This window comes from Streptomyces hoynatensis (genome assembly GCF_003626535.1).
GTDB classification, from domain to species: Bacteria; Actinomycetota; Actinomycetes; order Streptomycetales; family Streptomycetaceae; genus Streptomyces; species Streptomyces hoynatensis.
Genome location: NZ_RBAL01000014.1, coordinates 76314 through 93489 on the forward strand (window position 1 = coordinate 76314; position 17176 = coordinate 93489).

Sequence of the window (17176 nt, forward strand, 5' to 3'; positions counted from 1 at the left end):
GCCTCGTGGCCCGCCGGAGGGCGGCCCCGGCGCGGCACGCGGAACGCACGCCCCGGCGAGCAACCGGAACGACGGTAACGACGGTAACGACGGTAACGACGGGAACGAGGGGAACGAGGGGATCGACGGGAAGAACGGGAACGACGGGAAACGACGCCGGCAGCGGCAACCACGGGTACGCGGGAGCACAAAGAGGCGCCGGTGCCGCCCGCCGGGGGGGAGGGCGGGGGCACCGGCGCCGGCGTCGCGGGTCCGGCCTGGGGGGGATAGGTCAGCCCGCGACGGTCCAGGTGTCGTTTCCGGCCAGCAGGGCCGCCAGATCGCCCTTGCCGCGCTGCTCCACGGCGCGTTCCAGCTGCTCGGCCATCTGGTCCTCGTACGTCGGACGCGACACGTCACGGAAGACGCCCACCGGCGTGTGGTGCAGGGTGTGCGGGTCGGCGAGCCGCGACAGGGCGAAGGCCGTGGTCGGCGACGCCGCGTGGGCGTCGTGCACGAGCACGCCCTCGGTGCCCTCCTTGGCCACGTCGACGACCCTCAGGTCCCCGGTCGCCGGGTCGCGCACCACGCCCTTGGAGCCGAGGCCGTCCCCGCCCTCCTCCACGGGCAGGGGGGCGCCGAACCGGATGGGCTTGCCGTGCTCCAGCCGGATCACGGCCTCCTCGGCCTGCTTCTTGTCCTTCAGGACCTCGAAGGCGCCGTCGTTGAAGATGTTGCAGTTCTGGTAGATCTCCACCAGGGCGGAGCCGTGGTGCTCGGCCGCGGCGCGCAGCACGCTCGTCAGCTGCTTGCGGTCGGAGTCCACCGCGCGCGCCACGAAGGAGGCCTCCGCGCCGAGGGCGACGGACACCGGGTTGAACGGGGTGTCGAGCGAGCCCATCGGCGTGGACTTCGTGATCTTGCCGGTCTCGGAGGTCGGCGAGTACTGGCCCTTGGTGAGCCCGTAGATCCGGTTGTTGAACAGCAGGATCTTCAGGTTCACGTTCCGGCGCAGCGCGTGGATCAGGTGGTTGCCGCCGATGGAGAGGGCGTCGCCGTCGCCCGTGACCACCCACACGGACAGGTCCCGGCGCGAGGCGGCCAGGCCGGTCGCGATCGTCGGGGCGCGGCCGTGGATGGAGTGCATCCCGTAGGTGTTCAGGTAGTACGGGAAGCGCGAGGAGCAGCCGATGCCCGAGATGAAGACGATGTTCTCCTTGGCCAGACCGAGCTCGGGCAGGAAGCCCTGGACGGCGGCCAGCACGGCGTAGTCGCCGCAGCCGGGGCACCAGCGGACCTCCTGGTCCGACTTGAAGTCCTTGGCGGTCTGGGGGGTGTCGGCCGTGGGCACCAGCGCCAGTGCGGTGCGGGTGCCGGGCACGGCGGGCGCCTCAGTGGTCATCGTCGAGAGCCTCCTTGAAAGCGGATGCCAGCTGCTCGGCCTTGAAGGGCAGGCCCGTGACCTGCGTGAGGGACTGGACGTCGACCAGGTACTTCGCGCGCAGCAGCAGGGCGAGCTGGCCGAGGTTCATCTCGGGCAGGAGGACCTTGTCGTAGGCGCGCAGCACCTCCCCCAGGTTGGCCGGGAAGGGGTTCAGGTTGCGCAGGTGGGTCTGGGCGATCCGCCCGCCCTCGCGGCGGATGCGGCGGACGGCCGCGGTGATCGGCCCGTAGGTCGAGCCCCAGCCGAGCACCAGCACCCTGGCGCCCTCGCCGGGCGGGCCGCTCGGGTCGTCGACGACCACGTCGGGCACGGTGACGCCGTCCACCTTGGCCTGGCGGGTGCGCACCATGTGGTCGTGGTTCGCCGGGTCGTAGGAGATGTTGCCGGTGCCGTCCTGCTTCTCGATCCCGCCGATGCGGTGCTCCAGGCCCGGGGTGCCGGGGATCGCCCAGGGGCGGGCCAGCGTGGCCGGGTCGCGCAGGTAGGGGTGGAACGCCTGGCCGCCGTCGGGCAGCGTGACGTTCGGCCCGGTGGCGAACTGCACCCGCAGGTCGGGCAGTTCGTCCACCTCGGGCACCCGCCACGGCTCGGAGCCGTTGGCCAGGTAGCCGTCGGAGAGCAGGAAGACCGGGGTGCGGTAGGTGAGCGCGATGCGGGCCGCGTCCAGGGCCGCGTCGAAGCACTCGGCCGGGGTGGCGGGGGCCACGATCGGCACCGGCGCCTCGCCGTTGCGGCCGAACATGGCCTGCAGCAGGTCGGCCTGCTCGGTCTTGGTGGGCAGGCCAGTCGAGGGGCCGCCGCGCTGGATGTCGATGATCAGCAGCGGCAGTTCCAGGGAGACGGCCAGGCCGATGGCCTCCGACTTCAGGGCCACGCCGGGACCCGAGGTGGTGGTCACGCCGAGCGAGCCGCCGAAGGAGGCGCCGAGGGCGGCGCCGATGCCCGCGATCTCGTCCTCCGCCTGGAAGGTCCGCACCCCGAAGTTCTTGTGCCTGGACAGCTCGTGGAGCACGTCGGAGGCGGGGGTGATCGGGTAGGAGCCGAGGAAGAGCGGCAGGTCGGCGCGCACCGAGGCGGCGATCAGGCCGTAGGCGAGCGACAGGTTCCCCGAGATGTTGCGGTAGGTCCCGGCGGGGAACGCGGAGGCGGCCGGGGCCACCTCGTAGGAGACGGCGAAGTCCTCGGTGGTCTCGCCGAAGTTCCAGCCGGCGCGGAAGGCCGTGATGTTGGCCTCGGCGATCTCCGGGCGCCTGGCGAACTTCGCGCGCAGGAACGCCTCGGTGTTCTCCGTCGGCCGGTGGTACATCCAGGACAGCAGACCGAGGGCGAACATGTTCTTCGAGCGGCCCGCCTCCTTGCGGGTCAGGTCGAAGGGCTTGAGCGCCTCCACGGTGAGCGTGGTCAGCGGCACCGGGTGCACGTGGTAGGCGTCCAGCGAGCCGTCCTCCAGCGGGTTGCCCGCGTAGCCGACCTTGGCCAGCGCCCTGGAGTTGAACTCGTCGGTGTTGACGATGATCTCCGCACCGGGCGGCAGGTCGGGGACGTTGGCCTTCAGCGCCGCCGGGTTCATCGCCACCAGCACGTTCGGGGCGTCGCCCGGGGTGAGGATGTCGTGGTCGGCGAAGTGCACCTGGAAGGAGGAGACGCCCGGCAGCGTCCCGGCGGGGGCGCGGATTTCCGCCGGGAAGTTCGGCAGCGTGGACAGGTCATTACCCAGAGAAGCGGTCTCCGAGGTGAAACGGTCGCCCGTCAGCTGCATTCCGTCCCCGGAATCGCCGGCGAACCGAATGATCACCCGGTCCAGACGCCTGACGTCCTTCTTGTCCCGGCTCGTCCGGTCGACCTCAGTGGTCACTGCTGTAGCCCTCCTTCGAGGCGGCTCTTGTCAGCCATGGTACGCGGGTAAGGGTTGCCTTCCTGAAGGTGATCACATGATGGACGTGCAGCCGCCGCGTCGACGTCCGATCTTCTCCGGCCGCCCTTGAGCGGTCCTGAGGCGTGCCTTAAGCCCCGCCAGCAGGCATGGCTGAGCCGCAGTTCAAGCGTGTCAGGGGGGTCAGGAATTCAGATAGGTGAGAACCGCCAGAACCCGCCGGTGATCTGTGTCACTCTGCGCCAAGCCGAGTTTCATAAAGATGTTGCTCACGTGCTTTTCCACCGCGCCGTGGCTGACCACCAGCTGCTGGGCGATGGCGGAGTTCGTCCGGCCCTCGGCCATGAGGCCGAGGACTTCTCTTTCCCGCGGGGTGAGTCCCACGAGAACATCCTGTTTCCTGCTGCGGCCCAGCAGCTGGGCGACCACCTCCGGGTCCAGGGCCGTGCCCCCGGCCGCGACCCGGGCCACCGCCTCCACGAACTCGCTCACGTCGGCGACCCGATCCTTCAGCAGGTAGCCCACGCCGCGGCTGGAGCCGGCGATCAGCTCGGTGGCGTACTGCTCCTCCACGTACTGCGAGAGCACCAGAACGCCCAGGTCGGGGTGGCGCTGACGCAGCCGGACCGCGGCGCGCACCCCCTCGTCGGTGTGCGTCGGCGGCATGCGCACGTCCGCCACGACGACCTCGGGCAGCTCCCCGCGGGCGGCGAATTCCTCCACCGCCGCGATCAGCGCCTCCGCGTCGCCGACTCCGGCGACGACCTCGTGCCCGCGGTCGTGGAGGAGCCGGGTCAGGCCCTCCCGCAGCAGGACCGAATCCTCGGCGATCACTACCCTCACGTCCGGCGCCCCCATCCGACGAGCTCTGTGTGCCCTGGCAGCATCTCACCCGGCGGGACCGTACCGGATGCCGCGGCACCGGGCGCGCGGTTTCGCGCCCCCTCCGTCCCCCGCGGGCCCCTGCCTTCCTCCGCGCGCCCCCGCAAGCCCGCGCCCGCCCTCCCAGGGCCCCCGCGCGCCCTCCCGAGCCCGGCCCGCGCCCTCCCGGGCCCGGCCCGCCGCCTCCCGGGCCCGGCCCGCGGCCGGACCGGGGCCGTTCGCGCCAGGGCCGGGGCCGTTGGGTCCCGGTCTGCGTCGGGCACGGGACTCAGCGGGGGCCGGCGACCCGGGCCGCGCGCTCCCGCCAGGGCAGGGCCGCGGTGATCGTCGTGGGCCCGCCGGTGGGGGAGTGGATGGCGAGGAGGCCGTCGACGGCGGCGAGGCGTTCGGCGAGGCCGGCGAGGCCGGTGCCGCCGGTGGCGTGGGCGCCGCCTTTGCCGTCGTCGGTGACTTGGAGCATGAGGCGGTCGTCGGTGCGCCAGACCTCGATGGTGGCGTGGTGGGCGGCGCTGTGTTTGCTGACGTTTTGGAGGAGTTCGGAGGCGGTGAAGTAGGCGATGCCTTCGATGGCTTCTGCGGGTCGTGTGGTGAGTTCGACGTCGACGGTGACGGGGACGGTGCAGCGGGTGGCGATGGTGGAGAGGGCGGGGCCAAGGCCGCGGTCGGTGAGGATGGCGGGGTGGATGCCGCGGGCGAGGTCGCGGAGTTCCTGGAGGGCGAGTTTGACCTCGCCGTGGGCTTCTTCGACCATGCGGGCGGCCTGTTCGGGGTCTTCGGTGAGCTTTTCCCTGGCCAGGCCGAGGTCCATGGCCAGGGCGACCAGCCTGGCCTGCGCCCCGTCGTGCAGATCCCGCTCGATCCGCCGCAGATCGGCGGCCGAGGCGTCCACCACCACCGAGCGGTCCGACTCCAGCTGCAGCATCCTGGCCGCCGCGGCCGAGGGGCCGAGCAGGCCGGACACCAGCAGCCGGTCCACCGCCGCCATCCCGCGGATCAGCGCCGTCCCCGCCAGCAGCACCAGGTAGCCCAGGAGCACGGCCAGGGCCACCTCGAAGGGGTTGTCCCAGTACCAGCCGTGGCCCTCGCCGTCCGTGTTGATCCCGACGCCCGGCTCGTCGGTGAAGGTGGGTATGGTCCAGAACCACAGCGGGAACAGCAGCATCGTCCAGCCCGCCGCCCACACGGTCACCACCACGCAGAAGGTGCACACCGCCCACGGGAAGTGCAGCAGGGCGTAGGCGGCGCCGCGCCAGGAGACGTTGCTGCGCAGGAGCGCGCCCATCCAGGCCATCGGGCCGCGGCGGCCCGGGTGCAGCCGCAGCGGCTCCGGCGGCGGCACGTCGTGGTCGAGCAGCACCCTCGCCCTGGCCCGCTCCAGGTGGCCGAGGGCCCGCAGGGTCCACAGCACCAGGGCCATCAGCGGCAGCCCGACGAAGGTGATCAGCAGCCCGGCGCTGACCGAGAGCCCGGTCACGGCGAAGACGAAGCCGGCCAGCCCCACCGGAAAGTTCAGCAGCCCGTACAGGCCCTCGCGCAGCGCGCGCAGCTGGAACGGCAGACGCAGGGCGGTGCTCATCGGGAGGCTCCTTCAACGGCGGTGCGGTCGCGCCAGGGGAGTTCGGCGGTCACGGTGGTCGGTCCCCCGGTGGGGGAGTGGATGGCGAGGAGGCCGTCGACGGCGGCGAGGCGTTCGGCGAGGCCGGCGAGGCCGGTGCCGCCGGTGGCGTGGGCGCCGCCTTTGCCGTCGTCGGTGACTTGGAGCATGAGGCGGTCGTCGGTGCGCCAGACCTCGATGGTGGCGTGGTGGGCGGCGCTGTGTTTGCTGACGTTTTGGAGGAGTTCGGAGGCGGTGAAGTAGGCGATGCCTTCGATGGCTTCTGCGGGTCGTGTGGTGAGTTCGACGTCGACGGTGACGGGGACGGTGCAGCGGGTGGCGATGGTGGAGAGGGCGGGGCCAAGGCCGCGGTCGGTGAGGATGGCGGGGTGGATGCCGCGGGCGAGGTCGCGGAGTTCCTGGAGGGCGAGTTTGACCTCGCCGTGGGCTTCTTCGACCATGCGGGCGGCCTGTTCGGGGTCTTCGGTGAGCTTTTCCCTGGCCAGGCCGAGGTCCATGGCCAGGGCGACCAGCCTGGCCTGCGCCCCGTCGTGCAGATCCCGCTCGATCCGCCGCAGATCGGCGCTCGCCGTGTCGCTGACCGAGGCGCGGTCCAGCTCCAGCTCGGCTATCCGCCGCTCCAGCCCGTCCGAGGGCGAGAGCAGCCCGCGCACCAGCGCCCGGTCCACGTTGGTCAGCCAGCGGGCCAGCCAGGGCAGCGCGGGCCAGCCCACGACCAGCGAGACCAGCGTCACGCAGAAGGCGAACACCGCCCACGGCAGCCCGACGACGAAGAACAGCGCGGTGCGCCAGCCCACCGGGTCCTTCAGCCCCGACCACAGCCAGGCGAAGAACCCGGCCCCGCGGGAACGCGGCAGCGGGCTCGGCTCGTCGATGGCCAGCCGCAGCATGGCCCGGGCCCTGGACCGCTCCCACGCGCCCAGCCGGCGGCAGCCCAGCAGGCCGAGGACGAGGAGGGGCAGGCCGATCACGGTGATCGAAAGCAGCACACCGGCGTAGATCCACAGCAGGACGTAGCAGAAGGCCACGAGGTGCACCGGCAGGCCCATCAGCAGGTACCCGCACTCCCGCCAGGTCTGCGCGCCGAGCGCGAGCCGCGGCGGCGGGAGCTCCTCGGGAGCCTGGGACACGTTGCTGGTCATGGCCTCAAGGGTGCCGGGCCGCGCAAGCGGAGGCCATGGGGTGGGTCGGTGAACGTCGGTGGGGATATCCCCACCACCCGACCGCGTGGATACCGCGGGGACCGTGGTCACATCCGGCCGCGCACCGCCTAGACTCGCCTCCCGTCGGTGGTGCCCCCACCCGCGGACGCCCGCCCGTGCCCGCGGAACCGGCGGGCGACCGCCGGCCCCGGACAGCCCCATCGCCCCGTATCCCCGTGTTCCCGCTCCCCCTGGTACGCCGGAGGCCGCACAGTGCCCGACTACTTCCACGGCTACGCGGTCGTGGGCCTGGTCCTGGTCGTGGGCGTGCTCTTCGTGGCGTGCGCCTTCGCCGCGGGCCGCCTGCTGCGCCCGCTGGCCCCCACGCCGGAGAAGCTGCTGCCCTACGAGTGCGGGGTCGACCCGGTGGGGGAGGGCTGGGCGCAGACGCAGGTGCGCTACTACCTGTACGCCTTCCTCTACGTGATCTTCGCGGTGGACTCGGTGTTCCTCTTCCCCTGGGCGACGATCTTCGCGGGCGACGCGTTCGGCGGGGTCACGCTGGCCGAGATGTTCGCCTTCCTCGGCTTCCTCGCGGTGGGCCTGCTCTACGCCTGGAAGAAGGGGGTCCTGGCATGGACGTGAGACCCGTCACCCCCGGCCCCCTGGCCAGGCTCGCCCCGCGGCCCATGAAGGTGATCCTCAACTGGGGCCGCCGCTACAGCCTGTGGGTGTTCAACTTCGGCCTGGCCTGCTGCGCCATCGAGTTCATCGCCGCCTCCATGTCCCGGCACGACTTCATCAGGCTCGGCGTGATCCCCTTCGCGCCCGGGCCGCGGCAGGCCGACCTGATGGTGGTCTCCGGCACCGTCACCGACAAGATGGCGCCCGCCGTGCGGCGCCTGTACGAGCAGATGCCGGAGCCGAAGTACGTGATCTCCTTCGGCGCCTGCGCCAACTGCGGCGGCCCCTACTGGGACTCGTACGCGGTGACCAAGGGCGTGGACCAGCTGATCCCCGTGGACGTGTACGTGCCGGGCTGCCCGCCGCGTCCCGAGGCGCTGCTCCAGGGCATCCTCAGGCTCCAGGACAAGATCGCCGCCGAGTCGGCGCCGGGGCGCGAGGCCGCGCCGCCGCGCCCCTCGGCCGCCGCGCTCACCAGCGGCCTGGTCCGGCCGGAGCCGCGGGCGCCCGGCGCGGGCGAGGAGCGCGGCGAGGACCGCGGCGCGGGCGGCGGCGAGGAGCGCGGCGCGGGCGGTGGCTCCGGCCGGGAGGAGGGCGGCGCGTGACGGTGGGCTGGCTGCCGCGTGAGGCGGCGGAGCTCTTCGGCGAGGGCGCCGTGGCCTCGGAGAGCTACCAGGTGCTGACCGTGGACGTGCCGGCGGCGGGCTGGGAGCGGGCGCTGCTGGCCGCCAGGGACGACCTGGGCTGCGGGTTCCTCGACTGGCTGAGCGCGGTGGACGAGCCGGGCAGCGGCCTGTTCGTCTGCGCCCACGTCGTGGCGCTCGGCAGGCCGCCGCGCAAGCTGCTGCTGCGCACCTCCCTGCCCCGCGAGGGCGCCTCGCTCGCCACCGCCACCCGGGTGTACCGGGGCGCCGCCTGGCACGAGCGGGAGACGGCCGAGATGTTCGGCGTCGACTTCGCGGGCCACCCCGGGCTCAGGCCGCTGCTGCTCCCCGAGGGCTTCGAGGGGCACCCGCTCCGCAAGGACTTCGTGCTCGCCGCCCGGGTGGCGAAGGCCTGGCCGGGGGCCAAGGAACCCGGCGAGCCCGGGGAATCCGGCGAATCCGGCGCCCGGGAGGGGGCCGCGCCGCAGGCCCGGGCCGGGCGCGCCGCCGGGCCGCGCCGCAGGCAGAGCCTGCCGCCCGGCGTTCCCGACCCGAACGAGTGGGGGCCGCGCCGCGGGCAGCTCGCGCCGCCGCCCCCCGCAGGGCAGCCCGGCGCGGGCACCCCGCAGGGCCGGGAGGACCGCCCGGGCCCGGCCGCCCCCCGCCCCGCCGCCGGGCCGCGCCGCCCCCGCCGCAACCGTTCCGCCGCCCAGGGCTCGGCCAGCCAGCGCCAGGCGCAGCCCCCCGCCCCGGCCGAGCCCGGCCAGGGGCACGCCGCCCCGGCCGCACGCCCCCCGGCCGCACGCCCCCAGGGCCCCGCGGACCCCGCGGACCCACGGGGCCCCGCCGCCCCGGGCGAACGGGCCGGGCGCCCGGCCCCCCGCACCCCCGACGCGCCCTGGCACGCCCGCCCCCGGCCCGCCGGCCACCCACCGGACGAGGCCCAGGCCGGCACCGAGGGCGCGCCGGACGAGGCGCAGGCCGGGGCCGAGGAAGCGCCGGGCGAGGAGGGCCGTTGACCGACCTCCTGCTGCGGCTCGGCTGCGTGCTGGCCGCCTTCCTCGTGCTCCCGCTGCTCGTCGGGCAGGCGGAACACAAGGTGATGGCCCACATGCAGGGCAGGCTCGGCCCGATGCAGGCGGGCGGCTTCCACGGCTGGGCCCAACTCGTCGCCGACGGCGTGAAGTTCGCCCAGAAAGAGGACATCGTCCCGGCCGCGGCCGACCGCCGCGTCTTCCGGCTGGCCCCCGCCGTCGCCCTCCTCCCCTACCTGGTGGTGCTCGTCGCCATCCCGCTCGGGCCCGACGAACTCGTGGGCCAGTCCCTGGACGCCGGCATCTTCTTCGTCCTCGCCGTCCTCGGCGTCGGTGTCCTCGGCTCGCTGATGGCCGGCTGGGCCTCGGCGAACAAGTACGCGCTGCTCGGCGCCCTGCGCACCGCGGCCCAGCTGATGGCCTACGAACTGCCCCTGCTGCTGGCCGCCGCCTCGGTCGCCATGGCCGCGGGCACGCTCAGCCTGCCTGGCGTGCTCGACGCGTTCCACTGGTGGTGGGTCCCCTGGCAACTCGTGGGCGCCGCCGTCTTCTTCACCGCGGGCCTCGCCGAATTGCAACGCCCGCCCTTCGACGCCCCCATCGCCCCGGAGGAGATCATCTTCGGCGCCTACACCGAGTACTCGGGCCTGCGCTTCGCCCTGTTCCTGCTGGCCGAGTACGCCGGCATCGTCGTCCTCTCCGCGCTCACCGCCGTGCTCTTCCTCGGCGGCTGGCACGGCCCGGCCGCCGGCCGGCTCGGCTGGCTGTGGATGCTGCTGAAGACCGGGGCGCTGAGCTTCGCCGTCATCTGGGCGCGCGTCGCCTGGCCGCGGCTGCGGGCCGACCAGATCCAGCGGTTCGCCTGGACCGCGCTCGTTCCGCTGGCCCTCGCGCAGATCGCCCTCACCGGCACCCTCCGGGTGGTGACCGCATGAGCTGGGGTTCCGGACTCGCCAAGGGCCTGGCGATCACGCTGCGCGCGATGACCCGCAGGGCCGTCACCCAGCAGTACCCGAAGACGCAGCCCGCGTTGCCGCCCCGCAGCCGCGGCGTCATCGCCCTCTTCGAGGAGAACTGCACCGTCTGCATGCTCTGCGCCCGCGAGTGCCCCGACTGGTGCATCTACATCGACTCCCACAAGGAGACCCTGCCGCCCGCCGCCCCCGGCGGGCGCCCCCGCAGCCGCAACGTCCTGGACCGCTTCGCCATCGACTTCGCGCTGTGCATGTACTGCGGGATCTGCGTCGAGGTCTGCCCGTTCGACGCCCTCTTCTGGTCGCCCGAGTTCGAGTACGCCGAGACCGACATCCGGGAGCTGACCCACGAACGGGACCGGCTGCGCGCGTGGATGTGGACCGTGCCCGAGCCGGCGCCGCTCGACGAGGCCGCGGAGGAGCCCAAGGAGGTCACCGCCGCCCGCCGCGCCGCCGAGCGGGCCGGGGACGGCGGGCCCGCCGAGGGCGGGGAGGCGACGGGCGGGGAGGCCGGATGACCGGCAGGGAACTGCTCTCCCCCTCGGGCCAGGACGTCGTCTTCGTGCTCGTCGGCCTGGTCACCCTCGGCGCCGCCGTGCTCTGCGTCACCAGCAGGCACCTGGTGCACGCCGCGCTCTGGCTGGTCGTCGCCCTCGGCGGGATCGCCGTGCACTACCTGCTGCTCACCGCCGAGTTCGTCGCCTGGGTGCAGGTGCTGATCTACCTCGGCTCGGTCGTCGTCCTCGTGCTGTTCGGCCTCATGCTCACCCGGGCCCCCATCGGCCCCTCGCCCGAGGCCGACTCGCGCAACCGCCCGGTCGCCCTCGTGGTCGCCCTCGCCGCCGCGGGCGTGCTCGTCACCCTCCTCGTGGACGCGTTCCGCACCACCTGGATCGACCTCGACACCCCGCACGGCACCTCCCGGCAGGTCGGCGACGGCCTGTTCCGCGCCTGGGTGCTGCCCTTCGAGGCGCTCTCCGTGCTGCTGCTCGCCGCCCTCGTCGGCGCCATCGTCCTCTCCAGGCGCCCGGGGAAGCGGCCGGAAGGAGGCGAACGCTGATGCACCTCGTCTACCCGGTCGTGCTGGCCGCCCTCCTCTTCTGCACCGGCCTGTACGGGGTGCTCGCCCGGCGCAACGCGATCCTCGTGCTGATGTCGGTCGAGCTGATGCTGGCCGCCGTCGGCCTCAACCTGGTCGCCTTCGACGTCTGGCTGCGCGACGAACTGCGCTCCGGCCAGGTCTTCACGCTGTTCCTCATCGCCCTGGGCGCCGCCGAGATCGGCATCGGCCTCGCCATCGTCCTGCTCGTCCACCGCGAGCGCGGCACCTCCGCCGTCGACCGGCTGCGCGAACTGCGCGAGCCCCGCGGCACGCCGCGCCCGGCGCCCGGCGAACCCGGGGAGCACCCCACGCCGTGAGCCACGCTCCCTCCCCCACCGGTCCCCCCGGCCCCGCCCGGCCCACGGGGCCCCACCCACCCCGCCGCCGCTGACCCGGGCGGCCGCTCGCCGCGGCGCAGCCCACCCGGAGACCCCGTGAACACCATCACAGCCGCCGCCCTCGTGCCGCTCCTGCCCTTCGCCGCGGCGGCACTCGTCCTGCTCACCGGGCGCCGCGCCCCCGGCTTCGTCCAGCCGCTCGCCGTCCTGCCCACCCTCGCCTCCGCCCTCCTCGCGATCCTGGTCGCGGTGCGGCAGGCCGGCGCGGAGCCCCTGACCGCCGCCACGACGCTCGCCGACCCGGGCGACGCCCCCACCGTCCACCTGGCCCTCCACCTGGACGGCTTCGCGGTCCTGGTGGCCGTGCTGGTCTCCGTCGTGGCCTGCTGCGTGCAGCTCTACTCCACCGCCCACCTGCGCGAGGACCCCCGCTACCCCTCGTACTCCGCCCTCGTCTCGCTGTTCACGGCGGCCATGCTGCTGGTCGTCTACGCCGACGACCTCATCGTGCTCCTCGTCGGCTGGGAGGTGATGGGCGCCTGCTCCTACTTCCTCATCGGCCACCACTGGGAGACGCCCGCCGCCCGCGCCGCCTCCCTGAAGGCCTTCCTCGTCACCAAGCTCGGCGACGTCCCCTTCCTGATCGGCCTGTTCGCCCTGGCCGGGGACGCCGGCACCTTCCGCATCAGCAGCATCCTCGCCCGGCTCGCCTCCCCGCCCTCCCCGCTCGAACTCGCCCACCCCACCCTGATCGCGCTGCTCCTGCTGGCCGGGGTGGCCGGCAAGTCGGCGCAGGTCCCGCTGCACACCTGGCTGCCCGACGCCATGGCGGGCCCCACCCCGGTCTCCGCCCTCATCCACGCCGCCACGATGGTCGCCGCCGGCGTCTACTTCGTGGCCAGGCTGCTGCCGGTCTTCGCCGCCTCCTCCGCCGCCCTCCTCGTGCTGGCCGCCGTCGCGGCCCTCACCATGGTCGGCTCCGCCCTCGCCGCCCTCGCCCAGGACGACCTCAAGCGGCTGCTCGCCTACTCCACCATCGGCCAGCTCGGCTACATGACCGGCGCGCTCGCCGCCGCCGACCGCGAGGCGGCCGTCTTCCACCTGCTCACCCACGGCGCGTTCAAGGCCCTGCTCTTCCTGTCCGCCGGCGTGCTGATCAAGGCGGCGGGCACCGGCTCGCTGACCGCGCTCTCCCGGCTGCGCGACCTCAAACGCCGCGCCCCCGACGCCTACGGGACCATGACCATCGGCCTGCTCGCGCTGGCGGCCGTCCCGCCGTTCTCCGGTTTCTTCTCCAAGGAGGCCGTGCTCGGCGCGGCCCGGCACACCGCCGCGGGACACACCGGCGCCCCCGCCGCGGCCGGCTGGCTGGTGCTGTGCGCCGGGCTCGCCGCGGCCGTCCTCACCGCCGCCTACGCCGCCAAGCTGTGGCTGGCCGTCTTCCACGACCCGGTGGGCGCCCGCGCCGGCGAGCCACCGGCCGCGCCGCCCGCCGCCCCCGCCGTCACGGCCGCGCTGTGGCTGCTCGCCGTGCCCTCCCTGCTGCTCGGCCTCGCCGCCTGGCCACTGCCGGGCTGGCTCGACGACGGCGACCTCGCCCCCGGCCCCGGCATCTCGCTGCTCGCCGTGGGCGCCACGCTGGCCGGCGGGCTCGCCGCGTACGCCACCTGGCGCGGCGCCTACGAGGCCATCGGCTCCGAGGAGACCGGCGTCGACCCCACCCCCGCGCTCCTCGGTCCGCTGCGCCGCCACGCCGCCGCCGGTTTCCACCTCGACGCCCTCTACACCGCCGCCCTGGTCCGGCCCACCAGGGCCGCCGCCCGCCTGGTCGCCTTCCTGGACCGGGCCGTGGTCGACACCTACGTGCGCGGCGCCGCCGCCGCCCCCGGCTGGCTCGGCACCCTCACCCGCCGTGCCCAGACCGGCAACGTCCAGACGTACCTGAGCGCCATCGTCGCGGGCGTCCTGGTGATCGCCGTGGCCGCCGTCCTCGTCGCCGCCGGAGAGTGACCCGTGTTCCCGCTGTCAGAAACCACGCTGCGCCTCCTGCTCATAGCCGTCCTCGCGCTGCCCCTGCTCGGCTCGGGCGCCGCCCTGCTGCCCGCGCCGCCGGGGCTGCGGGGCGCCGGCGGACCCGAGCGCGACGTGCTGCGGCACGGGGTCACCGTCACCGGCGCGGTGCTCGCCGCGGCCCTGCTGCTCGCCGCCGGCTTCGACCACGGGCAGCCCGGCCGGGTACAGGCCGAGACCGACGTCGGCTGGATATCCGCCCTCGACGTCCGGCTGCACCTGGGCGTGGACGGCATATCCCTGCCGCTGCTCGTGCTCACCGCGCTGCTGACGTTCCTCTGCGCCCTGCACGCCTACGTCCGGCCGCCGGGCGGCGGCGACCCGCGGGCCTTCGTGGCGCTGATGCTGCTGCTCGAATGCGGCACCCTGGCGAGTTTCGCCGTCCTTGACCTGCTGCTGTTCTTCCTCGCCTTCGAGACGGTGCTGGTCCCGATGTACTTCCTCATCGCCCGCTGGGGAGGCGCCCAGGGAACGCCCGCGGGCCGGGCCGCGGGCGAAGCGCCGGACGCGGCGGGGGACCCGGCGGACCCGGCGGCGGACCCGGGGGACTCTGCGGAGGACCCGGCGGACTCTGCGGGGGAGGGGACGCCGGGCCGGGCGGCGGGCGGCGCCGCGGCCGCGGCCTGGAAGTTCGTCCTCTACACCGTGCTCGGCTCCGTCGTGATGCTGCTCGGCCTGCTGCTGCTCGGCCTCGACGGCGGCACCTTCGACATGGTCGCCCTGGCCGCCGCGCACGGCGAGGGCCTCTCCCACACCAGCCAGCTCCTCGCCGTCCTCGCCATCGGCCTCGGGCTCGCCGTCAAGGCGCCGATGTGGCCGCTGCACAGCTGGCTGCCCGACGCGCACACCGCCGCCCCGACCACCGGCTCGGTGCTGCTGGCCGGGGTCCTGCTGAAGATGGGCACCTACGGACTGGTCCGCATCGCGCTCCCCGCCGCCCCCGAGGGCATGCGGACCTTCGCGCCCTACCTCGGCGCCTTCGCCGTCGCCGGCATCCTCTACGGCGCCCTCGCCTGCCTGTCCCTGGTGCGGGAGGGCGCCGCGGGCGACCTGAAGCGGCTGATCGCCTACTCCTCCGTCGGCCACATGGGCTTCGTGCTCCTCGGCATCGCCACGCTCACCCAGACCGGAGTCAACGGCGCCCTCTTCGCGAACATCGCCCACGGCCTCGTCACCGGCCTGCTGTTCTTCCTCGTCGGCTCGCTGCGGGAACGCACCGGCACCACCGACCTCGACCGGCTGGCCGGGGCCGCGGGCGCCGCGCTCTACGGCCGCTCGCCCCGGTTCGGCGGCCTGCTCGCCTTCGCCGCCCTCGCCTCCCTCGGCCTGCCGGGTCTCGCCGGGTTCTGGGGCGAACTCCTCGCGATGCTCGGCGCCTACCAGCCCGCCGAGGGCCTGAGCCGGCCCGCGTACGCCACCTTCCTCGCCCTCGCCGCCCTCGGCACCCTGCTCACCGCCGCCTACCTGCTGCAGGTCGTGCGCCGGGTGTGCATGGGCGAGGCCGGGCAACAGCCGCTGCCCGACCTGCACGCGCCCGAGTACGCGGCCTTCTCGCCGCTGGCGGCGCTGACCGTCCTCGCCGGGCTCTGCCCCGCGCTGCTCCTCGACCTCACCGGTCCTGCCGTGCGGGGCCTGCTCGCGGGGGTGGCGGGATGAACGCGCTCCAGGACGTCGACTGGCCGGCGCTCGGCCCGCCGCTGATCGCCGCGCTTGCGGCCGTGGCGGTGCTGCTCGCCGACCTCTTCCTGCCCCCCGCCCGCAAGGGGCTGCTCGGCGGGCTCGCCGTGGCCGGTCTCGTGCTCGCCGGGCTGTCGCTGCTGCCGCTGCGGGGCGCGGACCGGGCGACGTTCTGCCTGGCCGCGGACCCGGGGCTGTGTTCCTACCGCGCCGACGAGTTCGCCCTCACCGTCCAGCTGATCGTGCTGGGCGGCGCCCTGCTCGCCGCCCTGCTCTCGCTCCCCGAGACCGGCCCCGCCTCCCGCCACCCGGCCGCCCCGCACCCGGCCTCGGGGAAGGCGGCCGCGGGGAACGGCGCCGCGGGGAAGGAAACGCCGGGGACCGGCGCGCCGAAGAGGGACGCTTCGGGGACCGGCGCGTCGGGCGGCGCGGGGGAGGGGAGCCTGCCGGGCGGCGAGTTCTGGTTCCTGCTGCTCTGCTCCGCCTGCGGGGCCACCCTCCTGCCGGCCGCCCGCGACCTGGCCACGCTCGTCGTGGCCCTGGAGATCACCACCCTGCCCGCCTACGCGCTCGTCGGGCTGCGCCGCCGCGGCCCGGGACCCGAGGCCGCGCTGAAATTCTTCCTCACCTCGGTCACCGCCACGGCCGTCGGCCTGCTCGGCATCAGCTTCGTCTACGCGGGCGCCGGCAGCCTCCACCTGTCCGAGATCGCCGAGCGGCTCCCCGATGCCGACCCGCGCCTGGCCACCCTCGCGGAGGCCGGCGTGGTGCTGACCCTGGCCGGCTTCGCCTTCAAGACCGCGGCCGTGCCCTTCCACTTCTGGGTGCCCGAGACCTACGTGGGGGCGCCGCTGCCGGTGGCCGGGTACCTCTCGGTGGTCGGCAAGACCGCGGGCCTGGCCGGGCTCGTCCTGGTCACCACGGGCGCCTTCCCCGGCTACGGCGGCCTGTGGGGACCGGTGCTCGCGGTCCTCGCCGCCTGCACGATGACCGCGGGCAACGCCGCCGCGCTGCGCACCCCGGCCGCGGCCCCGGACGGCGTGGTCCGCCTGCTCGCCTGGTCCTCGATCGGCCAGGCCGGGTACCTGCTGGTCCCGGTGGCCGCGGCCGCCTACACCGCTCCCGGGGACGCCCTCGGCGCCCTCCTCGGCTACGCCCTGATGTACGCGGTGACCAACCTCGGCGCCTTCGCGGTCGCCGCCCACCTGGCCAGGAGGCACGGCGCCAGGCGCCTGGCCGACTACGCGGGCCTGTACGCGCGGCAGCCGGGAACGGCCCTGGCCCTCGCCTTCTTCCTGCTGTGCCTGGCCGGGCTGCCGCCGGGGCTCGCCGGGCTCTTCGCCAAGGTCGCCGTCCTCCGCTCCGCCGTGGACGCCGGCCTCGGCCCGCTCGCGGTGGTCACGGCCCTGAACGTGGCGCTCGCCCTCGCCTACTATCTGCGCTGGACGGCCCTGCTGTTCCGCCCCGCCCCCGCCGGGTCCCCCGCCCCGCCGCGGCCCGTGCCGCCCCTGGCCGCCGCGACGGCCCTGTGCGCGCTGGCCGGTGCGGCGTTCTCCGTGGCGCCCCAGCTGATCCTCGGCCTGGCCCCCGGCGTCCTGCGGTGAGTCGCTCCCCGCGGTGAGTCCCCGCCCCCGGCCCGTCCGGGGGGCGCCCCCGCCCCCGGGGCCGACGGCCCCGCCCGGGCCCGGGAACGGATCGTCCCCGCAGGGCGTTGTGTC

At 74.6% G+C, this 17176-nt stretch carries 15 protein-coding genes; 10 read left to right on the forward strand and 5 right to left on the reverse strand.

Features of this window, described 5'->3' with window-relative positions:
* Positions 1-271 precede the first annotated feature (271 nt).
* The 5 genes from D7294_RS21890 to D7294_RS21910 form a co-directional block, all read right to left on the reverse strand.
* Positions 272-1381 carry a 2-oxoacid:ferredoxin oxidoreductase subunit beta gene (locus tag D7294_RS21890; RefSeq protein WP_120682404.1) on the reverse strand — a complete coding sequence of 370 codons (1110 nt, stop codon included), beginning with the start codon at positions 1379-1381 and terminating at the stop codon, positions 272-274.
* Positions 1371-3278 (reverse strand): 2-oxoacid:acceptor oxidoreductase subunit alpha, encoded by a 1908-nt coding sequence (locus D7294_RS21895; protein ID WP_120682406.1) that lies wholly within the window; start codon positions 3276-3278, stop codon positions 1371-1373. Before D7294_RS21895 ends, D7294_RS21890 begins: the two co-directional genes overlap by 11 nt.
* Positions 3279-3479: 201 nt before the next feature.
* Positions 3480-4139, reverse strand: a complete 660-nt coding sequence (locus tag D7294_RS21900; RefSeq protein ID WP_120682564.1) for a response regulator transcription factor — start codon at positions 4137-4139, stop codon at positions 3480-3482.
* A gap of 307 nt (positions 4140-4446) precedes the next feature.
* A complete protein-coding gene (locus D7294_RS21905) occupies positions 4447-5754 on the reverse strand; it encodes a sensor histidine kinase (protein ID WP_120682407.1) in 1308 nt (435 codons plus the stop codon).
* Positions 5751-6935 carry a sensor histidine kinase gene (locus tag D7294_RS21910; RefSeq protein ID WP_120682409.1) on the reverse strand — a complete coding sequence of 395 codons (1185 nt, stop codon included), beginning with the start codon at positions 6933-6935 and terminating at the stop codon, positions 5751-5753. The genes D7294_RS21905 and D7294_RS21910 overlap by 4 nt, the downstream gene beginning before the upstream one ends.
* A gap of 273 nt (positions 6936-7208) precedes the next feature.
* On the opposite strand from D7294_RS21910, the gene D7294_RS21915 reads away from it, so the two are divergent.
* From D7294_RS21915 to D7294_RS21960, 10 genes are all read left to right on the forward strand, one after another.
* Positions 7209-7580 carry an NADH-quinone oxidoreductase subunit A gene (locus D7294_RS21915; protein ID WP_120682411.1) on the forward strand — a complete coding sequence of 124 codons (372 nt, stop codon included), beginning with the start codon at positions 7209-7211 and terminating at the stop codon, positions 7578-7580.
* Entirely contained in the window at positions 7571-8224 is a 654-nt protein-coding gene (locus D7294_RS21920; RefSeq protein ID WP_120682412.1) for an NADH-quinone oxidoreductase subunit B, read from the forward strand. Before D7294_RS21915 ends, D7294_RS21920 begins: the two co-directional genes overlap by 10 nt.
* Positions 8221-9282, forward strand: coding sequence for an NADH-quinone oxidoreductase subunit C (locus tag D7294_RS21925; RefSeq protein ID WP_120682414.1), 1062 nt, complete (start codon positions 8221-8223; stop codon positions 9280-9282). Before D7294_RS21920 ends, D7294_RS21925 begins: the two co-directional genes overlap by 4 nt.
* Positions 9279-10232, forward strand: a complete 954-nt coding sequence (locus D7294_RS21930; RefSeq protein WP_120682416.1) for a complex I subunit 1/NuoH family protein — start codon at positions 9279-9281, stop codon at positions 10230-10232. Before D7294_RS21925 ends, D7294_RS21930 begins: the two co-directional genes overlap by 4 nt.
* The gene (locus D7294_RS21935) at positions 10229-10789 is read left to right on the forward strand and encodes a NuoI/complex I 23 kDa subunit family protein (RefSeq protein ID WP_120682418.1); all 561 of its coding nucleotides are present in this window, start codon (positions 10229-10231) and stop codon (positions 10787-10789) included. The genes D7294_RS21930 and D7294_RS21935 overlap by 4 nt, the downstream gene beginning before the upstream one ends.
* The gene (locus D7294_RS21940; RefSeq protein WP_120682420.1) at positions 10786-11331 is read left to right on the forward strand and encodes an NADH-quinone oxidoreductase subunit J family protein; all 546 of its coding nucleotides are present in this window, start codon (positions 10786-10788) and stop codon (positions 11329-11331) included. The genes D7294_RS21935 and D7294_RS21940 overlap by 4 nt, the downstream gene beginning before the upstream one ends.
* Entirely contained in the window at positions 11331-11690 is a 360-nt protein-coding gene (gene nuoK, locus D7294_RS21945; protein WP_120682421.1) for an NADH-quinone oxidoreductase subunit NuoK, read from the forward strand. The genes D7294_RS21940 and nuoK overlap by 1 nt, the downstream gene beginning before the upstream one ends.
* 117 nt (positions 11691-11807) lie before the next feature.
* Positions 11808-13721: an NADH-quinone oxidoreductase subunit 5 family protein gene (locus D7294_RS21950; protein WP_120682423.1), complete on the forward strand. Its 1914-nt coding sequence runs from the start codon at positions 11808-11810 to the stop codon at positions 13719-13721.
* Between the two features lie 3 nt (positions 13722-13724).
* On the forward strand, positions 13725-15437 hold the full coding sequence (locus D7294_RS21955) for a complex I subunit 4 family protein (protein ID WP_120682425.1): 1713 nt from the start codon (positions 13725-13727) through the stop codon (positions 15435-15437).
* The gene (locus tag D7294_RS21960; protein WP_120682427.1) at positions 15434-17062 is read left to right on the forward strand and encodes an NADH-quinone oxidoreductase subunit N; all 1629 of its coding nucleotides are present in this window, start codon (positions 15434-15436) and stop codon (positions 17060-17062) included. The genes D7294_RS21955 and D7294_RS21960 overlap by 4 nt, the downstream gene beginning before the upstream one ends.
* The last annotated feature ends 114 nt before the right edge of the window (positions 17063-17176 follow it).

What these genes read in the sequence shown, in the direction of transcription:
- nuoK (WP_120682421.1), top strand. Translation starts at nt 11,331, where the DNA reads ATGCACCTCGTCTACCCGGTCGTGCTGGCCGCCCTCCTCTTCTGCACC.
- D7294_RS21890 (WP_120682404.1), bottom strand. Translation starts at nt 1,381, where the DNA reads ATGACCACTGAGGCGCCCGCCGTGCCCGGCACCCGCACCGCACTGGCG.
- D7294_RS21960 (WP_120682427.1), top strand. Translation starts at nt 15,434, where the DNA reads ATGAACGCGCTCCAGGACGTCGACTGGCCGGCGCTCGGCCCGCCGCTG.
- D7294_RS21920 (WP_120682412.1), top strand. Translation starts at nt 7,571, where the DNA reads ATGGACGTGAGACCCGTCACCCCCGGCCCCCTGGCCAGGCTCGCCCCG.
- D7294_RS21935 (WP_120682418.1), top strand. Translation starts at nt 10,229, where the DNA reads ATGAGCTGGGGTTCCGGACTCGCCAAGGGCCTGGCGATCACGCTGCGC.
- D7294_RS21905 (WP_120682407.1), bottom strand. Translation starts at nt 5,754, where the DNA reads ATGAGCACCGCCCTGCGTCTGCCGTTCCAGCTGCGCGCGCTGCGCGAG.
- D7294_RS21910 (WP_120682409.1), bottom strand. Translation starts at nt 6,935, where the DNA reads ATGACCAGCAACGTGTCCCAGGCTCCCGAGGAGCTCCCGCCGCCGCGG.
- D7294_RS21940 (WP_120682420.1), top strand. Translation starts at nt 10,786, where the DNA reads ATGACCGGCAGGGAACTGCTCTCCCCCTCGGGCCAGGACGTCGTCTTC.